This window comes from Streptomyces sp. NPDC107522, assembly GCF_055657525.1.
Genome location: NZ_JBVKAU010000006.1, coordinates 115,309 through 129,944, shown reverse-complemented (window position 1 = coordinate 129,944; position 14,636 = coordinate 115,309). Strand labels below are relative to the sequence as shown.

General features: G+C 70.6%; 15 protein-coding genes, 1 tRNA gene and 2 pseudogenes. 6 read left to right on the top strand and 12 right to left on the bottom strand.

All coding sequences use genetic code 11. The annotated features are described in order from the left end of the window. Positions 1-21: 21 nt before the first annotated feature. A pseudogene (locus tag ACZ7L6_RS20880) lies at positions 22-1,456 on the top strand (MFS transporter); the annotation flags it as partial. An 85-nt stretch (positions 1,457-1,541) separates the two neighbouring features. Here ACZ7L6_RS20880 and ACZ7L6_RS20875 read toward each other — a convergent pair. Then, positions 1,542-2,948 carry an NAD(P)/FAD-dependent oxidoreductase gene (locus ACZ7L6_RS20875; protein WP_471925963.1) on the bottom strand — a complete coding sequence of 469 codons (1,407 nt, stop codon included), beginning with the start codon at positions 2,946-2,948 and terminating at the stop codon, positions 1,542-1,544. An 18-nt stretch (positions 2,949-2,966) separates the two neighbouring features. Between ACZ7L6_RS20875 and ACZ7L6_RS20870 the strand changes: the two genes are divergently transcribed. Both ACZ7L6_RS20870 and ACZ7L6_RS20865 read left to right on the top strand, forming a co-directional pair. After that, complete coding sequence (locus tag ACZ7L6_RS20870) at positions 2,967-3,884, top strand: aminoglycoside phosphotransferase family protein (protein WP_471925961.1); 918 nt, start codon at positions 2,967-2,969, stop codon at positions 3,882-3,884. A gap of 187 nt (positions 3,885-4,071) precedes the next feature. Next, a pseudogene (locus ACZ7L6_RS20865) lies at positions 4,072-4,293 on the top strand (GNAT family N-acetyltransferase); the annotation flags it as partial. A gap of 96 nt (positions 4,294-4,389) precedes the next feature. Here the strand turns inward: ACZ7L6_RS20865 and ACZ7L6_RS20860 are convergent. From ACZ7L6_RS20860 to ACZ7L6_RS20835, 6 genes are all read right to left on the bottom strand, one after another. Further along, a complete protein-coding gene (locus ACZ7L6_RS20860) occupies positions 4,390-5,655 on the bottom strand; it encodes a wax ester/triacylglycerol synthase domain-containing protein (protein WP_471925959.1) in 1,266 nt (421 codons plus the stop codon). 22 nt (positions 5,656-5,677) lie between these two features. After that, on the bottom strand, positions 5,678-6,886 hold the full coding sequence (locus ACZ7L6_RS20855) for a beta-ketoacyl-[acyl-carrier-protein] synthase family protein (protein WP_471925957.1): 1,209 nt from the start codon (positions 6,884-6,886) through the stop codon (positions 5,678-5,680). Beyond that, positions 6,883-7,158, bottom strand: coding sequence for an acyl carrier protein (locus ACZ7L6_RS20850; RefSeq protein ID WP_471925955.1), 276 nt, complete (start codon positions 7,156-7,158; stop codon positions 6,883-6,885). Before ACZ7L6_RS20850 ends, ACZ7L6_RS20855 begins: the two co-directional genes overlap by 4 nt. Positions 7,159-7,194: 36 nt before the next feature. Next, positions 7,195-8,472: a WS/DGAT domain-containing protein gene (locus tag ACZ7L6_RS20845; RefSeq protein ID WP_471925953.1), complete on the bottom strand. Its 1,278-nt coding sequence runs from the start codon at positions 8,470-8,472 to the stop codon at positions 7,195-7,197. 143 nt (positions 8,473-8,615) lie between these two features. Beyond that, a complete protein-coding gene (locus ACZ7L6_RS20840) occupies positions 8,616-8,897 on the bottom strand; it encodes a hypothetical protein (RefSeq protein WP_471925951.1) in 282 nt (93 codons plus the stop codon). A 71-nt stretch (positions 8,898-8,968) separates the two neighbouring features. Then, positions 8,969-9,778 carry a hypothetical protein gene (locus tag ACZ7L6_RS20835; protein ID WP_471925949.1) on the bottom strand — a complete coding sequence of 270 codons (810 nt, stop codon included), beginning with the start codon at positions 9,776-9,778 and terminating at the stop codon, positions 8,969-8,971. A 468-nt stretch (positions 9,779-10,246) separates the two neighbouring features. On the opposite strand from ACZ7L6_RS20835, the gene ACZ7L6_RS20830 reads away from it, so the two are divergent. The 3 genes from ACZ7L6_RS20830 to ACZ7L6_RS20820 all read left to right on the top strand — a co-directional run bounded on the left by ACZ7L6_RS20830 (position 10,247) and on the right by ACZ7L6_RS20820 (position 11,813). After that, positions 10,247-10,729 (top strand): hypothetical protein, encoded by a 483-nt coding sequence (locus ACZ7L6_RS20830; protein WP_471925947.1) that lies wholly within the window; start codon positions 10,247-10,249, stop codon positions 10,727-10,729. Positions 10,730-10,957: 228 nt separating this feature from the next. Beyond that, positions 10,958-11,248: a hypothetical protein gene (locus ACZ7L6_RS20825; RefSeq protein ID WP_398818633.1), complete on the top strand. Its 291-nt coding sequence runs from the start codon at positions 10,958-10,960 to the stop codon at positions 11,246-11,248. Positions 11,249-11,504: 256 nt separating this feature from the next. Beyond that, the gene (locus tag ACZ7L6_RS20820; protein ID WP_433042744.1) at positions 11,505-11,813 is read left to right on the top strand and encodes a hypothetical protein; all 309 of its coding nucleotides are present in this window, start codon (positions 11,505-11,507) and stop codon (positions 11,811-11,813) included. A 129-nt stretch (positions 11,814-11,942) separates the two neighbouring features. Here ACZ7L6_RS20820 and ACZ7L6_RS20815 read toward each other — a convergent pair whose 3' ends face one another. From ACZ7L6_RS20815 to ACZ7L6_RS20795, 5 genes are all read right to left on the bottom strand, one after another. Next, positions 11,943-12,296, bottom strand: a complete 354-nt coding sequence (locus ACZ7L6_RS20815; protein WP_471925945.1) for a hypothetical protein — start codon at positions 12,294-12,296, stop codon at positions 11,943-11,945. 336 nt (positions 12,297-12,632) lie between these two features. After that, positions 12,633-12,845 carry a hypothetical protein gene (locus ACZ7L6_RS20810; RefSeq protein WP_471925943.1) on the bottom strand — a complete coding sequence of 71 codons (213 nt, stop codon included), beginning with the start codon at positions 12,843-12,845 and terminating at the stop codon, positions 12,633-12,635. Between the two features lie 469 nt (positions 12,846-13,314). Then, a complete protein-coding gene (locus ACZ7L6_RS20805) occupies positions 13,315-13,701 on the bottom strand; it encodes a hypothetical protein (RefSeq protein ID WP_471925941.1) in 387 nt (128 codons plus the stop codon). Between the two features lie 290 nt (positions 13,702-13,991). Then, a complete protein-coding gene (locus tag ACZ7L6_RS20800; RefSeq protein WP_471925939.1) occupies positions 13,992-14,228 on the bottom strand; it encodes a hypothetical protein in 237 nt (78 codons plus the stop codon). A 219-nt stretch (positions 14,229-14,447) separates the two neighbouring features. Continuing rightward, a tRNA-Thr gene (locus ACZ7L6_RS20795) sits at positions 14,448-14,525 on the bottom strand. Positions 14,526-14,636: the final 111 nt, after the last annotated feature.

Genomic DNA, 14,636 nt, shown 5'->3' with positions numbered 1-14,636 from the left:
CCCCGCCGCTGGTGGGGCCTGGTGATCATCGCCCTCGCGCAGCTCATGGTCGTCCTCGACGCGACCATCGTGAACATCGCGCTCCCGTCCGCCCAGAGCGACCTGGGCATCTCCGACGGCGACCGCTGGGGGTCCCCCCGCTCGAGCGAAGCCGAGAGTGGGGGAGGGTGATCACCCCTACACCCTCGCCTTCGGCGGACTGCTCCTGCTGGGCGGGCGCATCGCCGACCTGGTGGGCCGCAAACGCACCTTCGTCATCGGCCTGGTCGGCTTCGCCGCCGCCTCCGCGCTGGGCGGTGCCGCCACCACGGCCGGCATGCTCTTCGGCGCCCGCGCCCTGCAGGGCGTCTTCGCCGCCGTACTGGCCCCGTCTGCCCTGTCGTTGCTGACCACGACCTTCACCGACCCCAAGGAACGCGGCAAGGCCTTCGGCATCTACGGCGCCCTGGCCGGCAGCGGCAGCGCGATCGGGTTCATCGTCGGCGGTCTGCTCACCGAGTACCTGGACTGGCGCTGGTCCCTGTACGTCAACGTGCCCATCGCCGTGATCGCCGTCTTCGGCGCCCTCACCCTGCTCCACGACCGCCCCGGCCACGCCGGCGCCCGCCTCGACGTGCCCGGCGTGCTGCTCGGCTGCGGCGGCCTGGTCGCCCTCGTCTACGGCTTCAGCGAGGCCGAGCCGCGCGGCTGGACCGACCCGATGGTCCTCACCCTCTTCGCGATGGCGGCCGTCCTCCTCGCCACCTTCGTGTGGTGGCAGACCCGGGCGCCGATGCCCCTGCTGCCGCTGCACATCATCAAGGACCGCACCCGCGCCGGCTGCTTCCTCACCATGGCGCTGGCCGTCATCGGCATGTTCGGCCTGTTCCTGTTCATGACCTACTACCTCCAGGTCATCCTCGACTACTCGCCGGTGATGACCGGCCTCGCCTTCCTCCCCCTCACGGCCGCGATCATCACCGGCTCCACCCAGATCGCCGCCCGGCTCCTCGGCCGTGTGGCACCCCGCCTCCTCATGGCCCCGGGCGCCCTGCTGGCGGCGATCGGCATGCTGCTCCTGACGCAGCTGACGGTGGACTCCTCCTACGCCACCGACATCCTCCCGGCCCTGCTCCTCATGGGCCTCGGCATGGGCCTGGTCTTCATGCCGGTGTTCGCCACGGCGACGGCGGGCGTGGCCCCGCAGGACTCCGGCGTGACCTCCGCGACCGTCAACACCTCGCAGCAGGTGGGCGGTTCGATCTGTACGGCCCTGCTGAACACCATCGCCACCACCAGCAGCGCCGCCTACGTCACCGCCCACCTCACGGACCCGGCCCAGCGGGCCCTGGTCACCAAGGAGGGCGTGGTCCACGGCTACACGGTCGCCATCTGGTGGGCCGCCGACATCATGCTCCTGGCCTGCCTGGTCGCGGCCCTGATGGTGACGGCGAAGCCCCCGAAGCAGGCCCCGCCCCCGCCCGACCTCCCCGAACGGGGGGAGGGGCCCCACCGGACCGCGGAGCCCCTCCCCCACCCTCGTCGAGCGTCGGCGGCCTGCTTCAGTGCCGCCCGGCCACCCGGTCGGCGATCCGCGCCAGCCTCGCCGACTCAGCTCCGTTCGTCGTGCGCTCCCGCCGGTCCGCCGCCCGGTAGGTGGCGTACAGGCCGTGCACACCGAGCCAACGCAACGGCTCCGGCTCCCACTTGCGCACCTTGTGCCCGACCCACGGCAGTTCGGTCAGCTCGGTCCGCCCGCCCTGCCCGGAGTCCTGCTGCACCAGGTCCCGCAGGGTCCGCGCCGCGAGGTTGGCGGTGGCGACGCCCGAACCGACGTAACCGCCCGCCCAGCCGAGCCCCGTCGAGCGGTCCAGCGTGACCGTCGCGCACCAGTCCCGCGGCACGCCCAGCACACCCGACCAGGCGTGCTCGACACGCACCCCGGCCAGCGAGGGAAAGAACCCGACGAGAATCTCCCGCAGCGCCTCGATCGTCTCGGCCTGCGTCCGCCCGTCGTTGTCGGTCCGCGACCCGAACCGGTACGGAACCCCGCGCCCGCCCAGCGCGATCCGCCCGTCGGCGGTGCGCTGGGCGTACATGTAGGCATGCGCCATGTCGCCGAGCGTCTCCAGGCCCGCCCAGCCCACCGCCGCCCACTGCTCCTCCGTCAGCGGCTCGGTGGCGATCATCGAGGAGTTCATGGGCAGCCAGGTCCGCTTCTGGCCCTTCAGGGCGGCGGTGAAGCCCTCGGTGCAGCGCAGAACATAGGGCGCGCGCACGGTGCCGTACGGCGTGACGGCGTGCTTGGGCCGGATCTCCGTCACCGGCGTCAGCTCATGGATGGTGACCCCGAGCGCCTCCACGGCCGCCGCGAGGCCCTTGACCAGCTTCACCGGGTGCACCCGCGCCCCGTGCGGCGTCCACGTCGAGCCGACCGCGTCCGCGACCTTGATGCGTTCGGCGGTCTCCCGGGCGCCGTACAGCACGCGTTCCTTCTCGCCGTACGACAACTCGTGCTCGTGAAAGGCCTTCAGCCGCGCCCACTGGGCCGGCGTACGGGCGACTTCGAGGACACCACCCTTGTGGATCCCGGCGTCGAAGCCCTCCTCCCCCGCCGCCCTGATGACTTCGTCCACCGTGTCGTTCATGGCCTGCTGCAGCCTTACGGCCGCCTCGTGGCCGTGCAGCTTCGCGTACCGGTCACGCCCCGCGATGCCGTTGTACAACCACCCGCCGTTGCGCCCTGACGCCCCGTACCCGCAGAACTTCTGTTCCAGGACGGTGATACGGAGGAAGGGGACCGCCTTCTTCAGGTAGTACGCGGTCCACAGTCCCGTGTATCCACCGCCCACGATCACCACGTCCGCGGAGGCGTCCCCCGCGAGCGGCTCGCGCACCTCGGGGAGGCCGTCGTCCGCGTACCAGAAGGAGATGCCGCCGTTCACGGCACCACTGACCGAGCTGCTCATGTGAGGACGTTAATTCGCGTGAGCCGATTCCGGGAGCCCCGTAGGGTCCCGAAGGTGATCGACATTCCGGACGAGCTCATCGCCCAGCACGTGCGCTACGACGGAGAGGCGGGCCGGGCCTACGTCGCCACGCTCGCGGAACGGGCCGCGTACTTCCTGGAGCACTGGCGGCTGCGACTGGACGGGCCCACGATGTACGGCCGGGTCGCGCTGGTCCTGCCCGTGCTGCAGCCCGACGGGACACGGGCCGTGCTCAAACTCCAGGACGTCGACGAGGAGACCGTGGGCGAGCCGGTCGCGCTGCGGGCGTGGCAGGGCGACGGAGCCGTACGGCTGCTGCGGTCCGACGACGACACCGGCACGCTGCTGCTGGAGCGGCTCGACGCGGACCGGCTGCTGGACGACCTGCCGGACTCCCGCGAGGCCACCCTGGTCGTCGCCCGGCTGCTGGCCCACCTCACCACAACCCCGGCCCCACCGGGCCTGCGCCGACTCGGCGACATCGCCGCGGACATGCTGGAGCGGACACCGGCGGCCCTGGAGCAGATCCCGGACCCGGACACCCGTCGCCTCCTCGCGGACTGTGCGGCGGCCGTGCGCGAGGTGGCCGCCGAACCCGGCGACCGGCTGCTCCACTGGGACCTGCACTTCGAGAACGTCCTCGCCTCCGACCGGGCACCCTGGCTCGCCATCGACCCCAAGCCCCTCGCGGGCGACCCCGGCTTCGACCTGTTCCCGGCGCTGTGGAACCGCTTCGACGCGGAGGAGGTGCGATGGCGTTTCGACGCCATGACGGAGATCCTCGCCCTGAACCGCCCCCGGGCCCGCGCCTGGACGTACGGCCGGCTCCTGCAGAACTGCCTCTGGGACATCGAGGACGGCCGCCCACTGGAGGAGCGCCAACTGGAAATCGCGAGGCGCCTGCGCCGGGGCTAGCCGCACGGCGGTGATCTCTACTGCGAACTCCTGAAAGGCGAGCCGGGACACCGGGCGTCGGTGACCCACGCCGAGGACGCCATGGGTGTGGCGGAACGGCAACGCCCCAAGGGGCGCGGGGAACTGCGCGACCAGCCACGACGCAGGCACATCCGGCAGACAACCCAAGGCCCCGAGCTCTCCGCCGCCAAAAACCCGCGGCGCCGGCCACGGCAAGGCCCTGCTCACCGAGCTGGCCCGGCTCTGCGTGGAGCGCGGCTACCAGCGCCTGGAGTGGTCGGTACTGAACTGGAACGCCCCCTCCATCGCCTTCTACAAGGCCCTCGGCGCCCGCCCCCAGGACGAGTGGACGGTGTACCGGCTGACGGACGAAGCGCTCACGGCGCTGGGCGGAGGCCAGGAGGCCTGACTGCCTCCACCAGGCGACAGCGTGAACGAAGTTCGCATGCCCCCTCACCGAATGGGCCCGGCGTGCTGATGCGCCCTGCCCTGACCAGGGAGCTGATCAAGCCGCTCCGGCAGACCCGGCAGCCGCCTCGGACGCCGCGACCGCTTTCAGTTCCTGCGCCACGGCAGCACCGATCATCTCCGCGTCACCCGCACGCGCATGGCTGACGACGGTCAGCGTGTAGGTGTCGGCGGTGTGGACGAGGCAGAGGTTCGCCGTGCCCGGCGGGGACAGCTGCGGCAGGGGAACGACGCGGGAGAGGGGGCGTCCGTGCAAGTGGCTGGGGTTGTCCCGCCACTTGAAGGCGGTGCACAGGCTCGTGGTGACCTCGGGGCGCGCCAGGCTCCTGGCCATCGTCCCGGCCAGCCACGGCAGGGAACGGGCGACCGACTGCAGCGTGGGAAGAAGCGCACGGTGGGTGTGGCAGCGGTGCGGAAACGCCGCGACCAGGTCCTGGCACGTCTGCAGGCGGGCCACCGGTGACGCGCCGTCGACGGGCAGCGGGATGCGCAGCGCGGTGACGCCGTTGCCGAGCTGCTGTGCGTGGTGACGGGTGCGCAGGTCGACGGGCACCGTGGCGTAGAAGGGGGCCGGTACCCCGGGCCAGGAGCGCAGGGGGCCGTAACAGGCGTGGAGGGCGCCGGCATACGCGCTCAGCAGCAGCTCGTTGAGCGTGGCTCCCCGTCCGCCCTCGGGTTGGCGGCGCGCTGTCCGCATCACCTGCGGGTCGAGCTCGACCACGGCCACCGACGGCCGGGGTTCAGCGGGGAGGGCCGGAGGGAGAGGCCGGCCGAGGGCCCGGATGCGGCGCAGCTCCCTGCCCAGGGTGGCCGGACGCACGGGCGGGCGCCGCTGCGCTGCCGCGAGCACATGCGCGGCGGCCGGTGCGAGCGGAGGCGGCGCTGCGGCGTCGTCCATCAGCAGCCGGAAGAGCGTCTCGAGGGACCTGCCGTCCAGCAGGGCGTGATGGGCGAACAGAACGACGGCCTGCTGCGTGACCAGCAGCCGCCACAGCGGCCGGTCGTGCGGCAGCCGGTGGCGGACGCCGTCGGTGAGCAGGGACTCCAGCTCCTGGTCCGTGGCGGTGACGTGTGCACCGGGATCGAAGGACGGGGCCGCCGCCCATCGATGGCCCGACAGCGCCGCCGGTCCGGCCGGGGGCTCCAGAACCAGGCTCATCCGTTCCAGTGCACCCCATCGTTCACGGACCCGGGACCGCACCTGCTCCAGATCGAACGGCCCTCCGGCGAACACCCCGGCGATACCGATCGTCCCCGGCAGCCCGTTGCGCAGGTGCCCTTCCTCGATGGCCGTCAGCCTCATGGTCCGCAGCCTCCTTCGGTGCTCAGCCGTGGGGTGAATCGAACACGACACTGGCGTTGTGGCCGCCGAAGGCGAAACTGTTGCTGATCACCGGGCCGTTCGGGATCTTGCGCGGTTCGGCGGTGACCACGTCCAGTTCGCATCGGGGATCCAGCCGCGTGAGGGACGCGGTCGGCGGCGCGAGCCCTTCCCGCACCGACCAGGCCGTGATCACCGCTTCCAGTGCTCCCGCCAGCCCCAGCCCGTGCCCGGTGACCGACTTGGGCGCGGTCACGGGCACCGCACGCGGGCCGAACAGGGCGCTGATCGCCTGCGCTTCCGCGATGTCGTTCAACTCGGTGCCGGTGCCGTGCGCGTTGACGTGCGTGACGGCGTCCGCCGTCGTGCCGGCGTCGGCGAGCGCCTGCTCCATGCACGCCCGCGCCCCCGCCCCGTCGGGATGCGGTGCCGTGAGGTGGTGGGCGTCGGAGGTACGCCCGTATCCGGTGAGCGTGGCGTAGATCCGGGCACCCCGCGCCTGGGCGAGGTCCAGCCGCTCCAGCACCAGGAACGCAGCCCCTTCGGCGAGCACGAACCCGCGCCGCTCCACGTCGAACGGCCGTGACGCGGCCGCGGGATCCTCGCACTCGGTGACCATCGCACCGGCCCGGCCGAAGGCCAGCGCGGTCGTGGGCGTCAGGGGGCTGTCATGGCCGCCCGCCACCACCACGTCCGCGTACCCGGTCCGGATCATCTGCATCGCCTCGCCCACCGCATGCGTGCCGGACGCGCACGCGGTGGAGACCGTCAGACTGGGCCCGGTGATACCGAGCCGGGCGCTGATCCAGTACGCCCCCGCGTTGTGCATCAGCCGGGGCGCGTAGAGGACGTCGGGATGCCCGAGACCGTTCTCCTGGCTGATCACCCCGCCGTACCCGGTGCCGGTGACCACCGCCCGCCGGCCCGGCGCGACGTGCAGCCCTCCGGCATCCTCCACCGCGTCCGCGGCCGCGCACACCGCCATCTGCACCGACCGGTCGGCCCGGCGCACCTCCTTGGGCGCCAGGTAGCCGGCCGGATCGAAGTCGGTCATCGCACACGCGGGATATACGACGGTGCCCTCGTCGTCGAACGTGTGCAGCGACGTCGCCGGACGGCACTGCACGAGGCTCTCCCACAGCGCCGCCGGAGTCGCTCCGGCGGCGCAGCGCACGCCCAGGCCCGTGACGGCGACCGCGTGTCGGCGGGTCATCGGGCGAGGGGGCTGTGGGTGGCGTGGGCGCGCATCTTCACGATGAGGTCGGCGACGTCACCCACGGTGGACACGCCGGTCTTGTCCGTGCCCCGCAGGGACACCCCGAACAACTCCTCGGACGCCGCTTCCAGTTCGGTGATGTCCAGGCTGTCGGCTCCCAGGTCGGCGACCAGCCGGGCCTGCGGCACCACCGCCTCCGGCGGCACCGACATCACCCGCGCGCAGAGCGGGCGCAGCGCTTCCCATACGTCGCCGTGTTCCACATCCATGCAACTGCCTCCATTCCTGGTGCCGTCAGGGCTGACTCACACCGACGGCGTCGCCATCCGGGCCCATGCCTCGAACTCCGTGACGACCGCGTCGCCGAGCCGTCTCGCGTCGTCCGGGCGCAGGTTGCACACCACGGTGAGCGTGAACGTGTCCCCCGCCTGTGCCAGGGCGAAGCTGGCGGTGCCCGGGTGCTGCAAGGGCGGCAGACCCACGGTGCGCACCAGCCGGCGCCCTTCGAAGGCGCTCGACCCGCCGGGCCACTTCATGGCTGTGGTCGCGGTCGCCGCAAAGCAGGAGCGGCGACCGCGGTTGGTCAGAAGTCCCGTCACCCACGGACCGGTCCGCCGTACCGCTTCCGCGGCGGGAAACAGCACGCCCGCGTGGACGGCGGCCCGCTCCGGGACCGAGGCCAACGCGGCCTGACACGCCCGCAGCCGCGCCACGGAACCGTCCACGTCGACGGGCAACGGAACCCGGACGACCGTGAGCGTGTTCCCGAGTTCTCTCGGATTCGCCCGGGTGCGCAGGTCGCACGGTACGGCCGTGTACGCGGGCTCCTCCCGCTGCCGCCACCGCCGCACCGGACCGAACTGGGCCCGCAGCGCCCCGGCCACCGCGCCCACCAGCAGTTCGTTCAGCGTCGCGCCCCGTCCGTCGGCGGGCTGCCGGCGCGCGGATCGGACGGTCTGCGCGGGCAGTTCACTCACCGCGACCGAGGGATACGTCTCCGCAGGCGACCGCATCGGAAGGGCCTGTCCCGGGGCCGCCATCGCCCGCAGCTCCCGGCCCGCCGCGCGCAGCCCGGTACGCGTGAGCGGCACCGACCGCGCCGAGTCCCTCGCCGTCACCGGGCTGTCCGTCAGGGAGCGCATCAACGTCGCCAGGGAGCGCCCGTCCAGCAGCACGTGCTGGGCCACGAGCGCCAGGGCGAACCCGCCGCCGTACGCCGCGTCCGGGACCACGTAGAGCCGCCAGGGCGGGACTTTGCCGGTGAGCGGCCGGTGCACGCTCTGCGCCCACAGATCGTCCAACTTCTCCCGGGCGACGGTGACATGCACGGCCGGGTCGAACGGCCCCGGTACGACCCACCGCACGCGCCCGCGCCGCCCGAACGGTCCCCGCCGCGCCGTCCCGCCGTCGTCCGAGGGGCGGTCGAGCACGCAGTTCATCCGCTCCAGGCCCGTCCACCGCTCGGCGACGCGCGCCCGCACCCGCTCCACATCGGGCTGCTCACCGGAGAAGACCGCCGCCAGGCCGATGACGCCCGGGCACCCGTTGAGCAACAGCATCTCGTCGGCACAGGACAGTCTCATGCGACAGGTCGCCCACCCTTCCTGGTCAACGAGATCACCCTACACGCAGGGTTACGAACTATCACTCAGCGCATATGACGCGCCCAACAGTCCGACGCCCGCCCCGTGGTGGAGCGGGCGTCGGACCGAACGCTTCACACGCTCTACTTCAGCGCCGCGCTGTTGCAGCCCATGTCGGAACCGAGGTGGGTGTCCTGCCCACCGGCGTTGCCCTCGCCGTTCAGCAGGTTGCCCGCCAGGCCGTTGATGAGGCCGACGCTGCCGAGGACGTCGACGTTCATGTCGTGCGAGCGGCACTCGATGCCCTGCGTGATGTCGAGGTCGTGGGCTCCCGCCTCACCGTGGGCGAGGGCGGTGCCGACGCCGAAGGAGCCGACACTGCCGAGGACGGCGCCCACGAGGGCGACCTTCTGAAGCTTGCGCATTTCTTCTCCGTTGGTCGAGCGGATGTGCTGTGCAGCAGATCGAGTTGGGACGGTGGACAACTACAGGGGGATCAGCCGAGCCGCGGCAGACCCAACTGGCCCACGGGAGGCGCCTGGACCTGTCCGAGGCCGAGCCCGGGAATCTGCGGCGGGCCCGCCGGGGTGGGCGTGATCAGCGGGTTGACGAGCGGGTTCACCTGCGGGTTGACCTGCGGGCTCACCTGCGGGGCGACCCGCGGCGGCGGCTCCGGGTTGAAGACCTGCGGCGCATTGACCTGCGGGGCCACCTGCGGCATGACCTGCGGCGCCGTCTGCGGGGTGACCTGCGGCACGACCTGCGACACCGGCGACTGCTGGGGAGCGGACTGCGGCGCGGCGTGCGGCGCGTTCGACGCCTCCGCGGTACCGCCCGACGCGGCCGAGGCGGAGGCGTAACCGCTCTGCGGCTGGGGGGCGGGGGCCGGAGCGGGCGCCGGAGCCGGAGCCGGGGCGGGGGCGGGGGCCGGAGCCGCGTACACCGGAGCCGGGGCCGGGGCCGCGTACTGGGGCGCCGGCTGGGGCCGCGGAGCGTAGGACTGTGCGACGCCCGTCGAACGGGCCTCCGCGACGGCCTGCTGAGGCGCCGGGTACTGCGGAGCGGGCGCCGGAGCCGCGTACGGGGGCGGCGCGTACTGCGGAGCAGGCGCCGGGGCCGCGTACGGGGGTGGCGCGTACTGCGGGGCCGGCGCCGGGGCCGCGTAGTGAGGTGCCGGGTACTCGGGAGCGGGCGCCGGAGCGCCGTACCCGTAGGGATATTCGGCGGCCTCGCTGACGCCGGCGCCGATGGCGGACAGTCCGCCGGCCGCCGCTACGACGAGCGCGGCCTTGTGAAGCTTGCGCATGGAACCCTCGGCCCTTCATTACCTGTGCAGGGAATCCGTATGTATTCAGTGCGGTCTTGCGTGCGCTCAGTGTGATATTCGTACTGCGCCCTTACAGGGGTAATGCCTGAGCTGTCATGTGGACTTCACGCTGGAGCCGGCAGCGGATCCCAATGCCCCTCTCCGAGTCCTGATCGCTGCCCTCTCCCAGCTGGCAACGACAATTACTGGGCCAGGTCACGGGATGAGAAAGTCCGTCACTCAATTGCCATCGATCGGATAAACGGCTCTACGGATTTGTCACCCCGTCAAGAGCACGCCACAGGCCCGCACTTCTCATCGTTGATGATTTACACCCCCGGCAAATGGGTGACCACACCCCGACACACGTGACCGGGCCCGCACCCGTCTCGTTTCCCACAGGTCAGAGCAATGGCTCACAGCACTTCCATACGATTCATGAACAGGTCAATGAAGGGCCGAGGTTCCATGCGCAAGCTTCAGCACGTCGCGCTCGTCGTCGCAGCAGCCAGTGGTCTGTCAGCCATCGGCGCCGGCCCCAGCGTCGCCGACGCCCCCGTGGCATACAGGGGCACCACTCCGCCCCCGGTCGGGCAGCAGGACGCCCAGGCCCACACCTGGACCCGGTCGCAGGCCAGCGTCCAGACCCCGGGCCATCAGACCGCGCCGCAGCGCCCGGCGGCCCCCCAGCGCGGTGCCGAGGTCAGCCCGCAGGTCAGCCCGCAGCTGAGCCCGCAGATCAACCCGCAGATCTCGCCCCAGCCGGCTCCCCAGTACGACCCGCTGGGCCAGACCAACCTGTTCCGTCCGTCCCAGGAGTGCAGCCCGCAGTCGCTGCTCAACGCGAACGTCCCGATCGCCGCCCTCGCCGCCGCCGACGCCCGCGGTGTCGACTGCGACCAGGCCAACAGCCAGGCGAACGCCGCCGCCCACGCCCGCGCGACCAGCTAGGGCCCGCCTCGGCCCACCCGACAGGAACTCAGTGCTGGTCACAGCCTTCGACGAACGGCTGTGACCAGCACTTTCTCGTCATGCACTGCGACTTCCGGGTGCTTCCGACGCGAGATCGCACATATCGGCGCGTCGCTACGACATATCGGATATTTCTTATTATTCTCCCGTAACTGTACGAAGTCGATCTCTCACAGATCGCACCCACCTCACTCCACCGGAGATGACATGCACAAGCTTCGCAAGGCTGCCGTCCTGGTCGTCGCCCTCGGCAGCGTCGGGCTGCTCGGCGCCGGCACCGCCGTCGCCGACCAGGGTGGTCACGGCGGCAAGGACGGAGGCAAGTTCAGCGTCCTGCAGAGCTCCTCCTGCAAGTCGCACGACCTCAACGTCGACGTCCTCGGCCAGGTCGGCATCCTGAACGGCCTGCTGGGCAACGCGCTCAACGGCGAGGGCAACGCCGGTGGGCAGGACACCCACCTCGGCTCGACCATGGGCTGCAACAACAGCGCCTTCTAAGCGCGTGACGGCCGCATAGCCGGCCGACGGCGGGAGAAAGTCCCGGTACCGAGCCTCGAGCCCGGTACCGGGACTCCTTTTTTGCGCCGCGATTCGTCATGGCACGAGGCATTTCCCGGCAATCGGCCATGGCGGTGAGACTTCCCCGAATTCGGCGTGCCTCCGATTAATCCCGAATATTTCCTATTAGCCTCTGTAACCGTTCGAAGTCGATCCATTACGGATCGCAACCCTCTTCACTCCACCGGAGAAGAACATGCACAAGCTCCGCAAGGCCGCCGTCCTGGTCGCCGCCCTCGGGAGCGTAGGACTCCTGGGTGCCGGCGCTGCCCACGCCGACCAGGGCGGATGGGGCAAGAACGGCCGGGGCCACGGCGGCTCGAGCGTCAGCGTCCTGCAGAGCACCAGCTGCAAGTCGCACGACGCCAACGTCGACGTCCTCGGCCAGGTCGGCATCGCCAACGGCCTGGGCGGCAACCTGCTGAACGGCGAGGGCAGCGCCGGCACGCAGGAGACCGGCCTGGGCTCGTCGATGGGCTGCAACAACAGCGCCTTCGGCAAGTAAGCCAGACCCTTTCACCGGTGCCCCGGCCGCAGGCCGGGGCACCGGTCTTCTGTCGGCCGACCGCAGGCGGCGGAAAACAGAAATGCCGGACCGGGCGTAAATCCCGGTCCGGCATTTCCTGCTCGCGCCTCAGAACTTGAACTTGAACTTGGGCACTCGGAAACCCTTGGGCACCTTGGCCTTGTTGGAGCATTCCACGACCGGACCGGACTGAGTGGAACCGCCGTTCAGCAGGGTCTCCTCGGGAAACGTGACGCGCGGCCGCTCCATGATCTGGCAGTCCTGCTTCTGCTTGATGACATACCCGCGCTTGTCCTTGTGGAACTTCTCGCTCTTCTTGACGCAGACGATGTCCCCCTGGGCGGTGATGGTGCACTCACCCTTGGGTTCGTCCTCGGCGTACGCCGGCGCGGCACCTGCGTAGATCACGGCGAGCGCCCCGAGGAGCCCCGAGACGGTTGCGATCTTCTGTCGACCGATCATGTGCTGCGTTCCTTTGCCATCGAGGCCCGGGCGGCCGCGCCGACGACCGGCGCCCGCCCGAGCCTTGGAGAACGTCGAAATACGGGAACCCGTCGTCCGGCGCGTTCTCGACTTCGCCCGACGACGGAAATTGAGGCAGCCCGGCCGCGCACCCCGAGGGGTCTGCCGCGCGTCCGGGCTGCATGTGCTGAGGGTCCGACGGATATCGATGCGCCTGTCGTGAGAAACGCCCTACGGGGCCGACCGTGGCTCGGAATGCGGAGCCATCCGCCCCGCGGCCGTCACGACGACGTCCACAGTGCCCTGAAACTCGCGCATCGATCCCTCGGTGCTTTGTTACTGAGCGGCGGTAGGAGCGGCGGCCGTGTACTCCCCGTAACCGGCCTCGGGCGCAGCGGCCGGCGCGGCGACCGGAGCGGCCTCCGGCGCAGCGGCCGGAGCAGCGGCCGGCGCGGCCTGCGTGGCCGTCGGGGTGGCGGCCGCCTTGTCGGCGGACGGAGCGCCCCAAGTGCCCGCGGCGTTGGCCGTCGAGGTGGCCACCGCGGTCACGTTCTGAGCATCCCAGTCGTCCTCGTGGGCGAACGCGGAGCCGGCAGCACCGAAAGCGGACAGCCCTGCGACCGCTGCAGCTACCACCGCAACGCGCTGAAACCTGCGCATAGTTAGACCCTTTCTTCCCGGGCGCGAAGCCCTGGCTTGACTACTTAGTGTGAGCATATACAGGTAATCCGTAGCAATTTGGGATCTATGACCTTTCTCTGTGTCGTGTCGGTCCATGGCAAGGAGCCCTTTCGTCCGCCTCGCCATGGACGCCAAGGGAATTGAGGAAGCCGGTGTGCGGCCCTCGCGGGTCCACCGTTCTCCTTGAAAGGAACGACGTTTCCCCGAGGGCGAGTCACGGGCAGCGAGCGGCGGTCACCCGTTTGCCAACCCCTGAAGAGGCGGAAAGCAGCGGACGGCCGGACCGGTCAACCCGGCGCGGCCGTCCGCTGCTTGAGAGGGGGGAAGACGTCGCAGGCTACGCTCCGCCGCCGAACAGGTGCTGAAGAGCGCTGCCGACCGCCCCCGGGCTGATCTCATTGTTGTCCGTGGCCGGCGCCACCTCGGGGCCCAGGTCGCTGCAGGTGATGTGGGGGCCGATCCGCGTCTGCCCGTTGGAGAAGAGACCCGGAGCGGGCACGCTCACGGGCTTCGTCGGCTGGCAGTTCACCGACCGGCGGACGATGAAGTTGTCACCCTCGGGCGTCTGGCCCACGATCCGCTGGGTGCAGTTGGTGTTGCCCTGGCTGTCGGTCGTGCAGGCGGGCGGGTCCGCCGCGGCGTGAGCCTGGGTGACACCGATACAGGTCATGGCGAGGCCGCCAAGAAGCCCCGAGATGGCCGCGATCTTCTTTCCGTTGAACATGTGATGCGTCTCCTTTGTGAGGGGTGCCCGGACGCCGTGCGCGGCGAACCGCCGCGCCGGGCCCGGGAGGTCGGAGATACGGGCCCCGGCATCCAGCCATGTCCGGGCTGTTCGGGGCCGTTTCGCTTACGAAGGGAAGGAGTGACCTGGGCTTCGAGGTTCAGGTCGTGCGCCGCGACGGGCCACAGGAGCGGACCTGCGCTCCGGGCAGCCGTACAGGAACGGGCCCCCTCGGGGACTGACCCCGAAGGGGCCCGCGGAAGGCGTCGCGCACGACTACGCCGCCGACCTCAGCCAGTGAACGCGTTGTTGAACTGACCGCAGGTGGTGTCGAAGGTCTCGGAGAGACCGAGCACGGCGATCGGGAGGTCACCCGAGGCCACCGTCTGCGGGCTGCACTCCTGGTAGGGGCGGTAGAGGTCGGTTGAGGTCGGCCTGACGTCGTAGGCGACACCGGTACCGGCACCGATGGCGGACAGGCTGCCGGCCGCCGCCGCGACGATCATGACCTGGTGAAGCTTGCGCATGGAACCCTCGGTTTTCATTACCTATAGATGAGGCTGATTGCCTACTGTGACTGAACGAACACTAGCAGTAGCGACCAGGTTCCATGTCGGTCCATATCCCGTGTCCTGGACGGGAGATGGGATATGACGCACGCGCACGGCGGGCATAAAAAATGCCCGGCGTGACGACCGCGGTGCGGAGCGTCACGCCAGGCTCTGTGGCGGATTGCCGATGCTTTTTGGAGCCCCCTGTCGGATTCGAACCGACGACCTGCTGTTTACAAGACAGCCGCTCTGGACCAACTGAGCTAAGGAGGCCTGCACGCACTGTCACGCACGCGCCCGTGCAGTGTACCCAGGTTCCGAGCGGGCCCTGTCGAAAATTTCCGCGAAGTTCACATGCCTCCAGGTACTGACAGACCAGCCGAA

Bases quoted from the DNA above. Each gene is read 5' to 3' on its own strand.
- ACZ7L6_RS20875 (WP_471925963.1), bottom strand. From the start codon at position 2,948: ATGAGCAGCTCGGTCAGTGGTGCCGTGAACGGCGGCATCTCCTTCTGG.
- ACZ7L6_RS20860 (WP_471925959.1), bottom strand. From the start codon at position 5,655: ATGAGGCTGACGGCCATCGAGGAAGGGCACCTGCGCAACGGGCTGCCG.
- ACZ7L6_RS20855 (WP_471925957.1), bottom strand. From the start codon at position 6,886: ATGACCCGCCGACACGCGGTCGCCGTCACGGGCCTGGGCGTGCGCTGC.
- ACZ7L6_RS20850 (WP_471925955.1), bottom strand. From the start codon at position 7,158: ATGGATGTGGAACACGGCGACGTATGGGAAGCGCTGCGCCCGCTCTGC.
- ACZ7L6_RS20845 (WP_471925953.1), bottom strand. From the start codon at position 8,472: ATGAGACTGTCCTGTGCCGACGAGATGCTGTTGCTCAACGGGTGCCCG.
- ACZ7L6_RS20840 (WP_471925951.1), bottom strand. From the start codon at position 8,897: ATGCGCAAGCTTCAGAAGGTCGCCCTCGTGGGCGCCGTCCTCGGCAGT.
- ACZ7L6_RS20835 (WP_471925949.1), bottom strand. From the start codon at position 9,778: ATGCGCAAGCTTCACAAGGCCGCGCTCGTCGTAGCGGCGGCCGGCGGA.
- ACZ7L6_RS20830 (WP_471925947.1), top strand. From the start codon at position 10,247: ATGCGCAAGCTTCAGCACGTCGCGCTCGTCGTCGCAGCAGCCAGTGGT.
- ACZ7L6_RS20825 (WP_398818633.1), top strand. From the start codon at position 10,958: ATGCACAAGCTTCGCAAGGCTGCCGTCCTGGTCGTCGCCCTCGGCAGC.
- ACZ7L6_RS20820 (WP_433042744.1), top strand. From the start codon at position 11,505: ATGCACAAGCTCCGCAAGGCCGCCGTCCTGGTCGCCGCCCTCGGGAGC.
- ACZ7L6_RS20815 (WP_471925945.1), bottom strand. From the start codon at position 12,296: ATGATCGGTCGACAGAAGATCGCAACCGTCTCGGGGCTCCTCGGGGCG.
- ACZ7L6_RS20805 (WP_471925941.1), bottom strand. From the start codon at position 13,701: ATGTTCAACGGAAAGAAGATCGCGGCCATCTCGGGGCTTCTTGGCGGC.
- ACZ7L6_RS20800 (WP_471925939.1), bottom strand. From the start codon at position 14,228: ATGCGCAAGCTTCACCAGGTCATGATCGTCGCGGCGGCGGCCGGCAGC.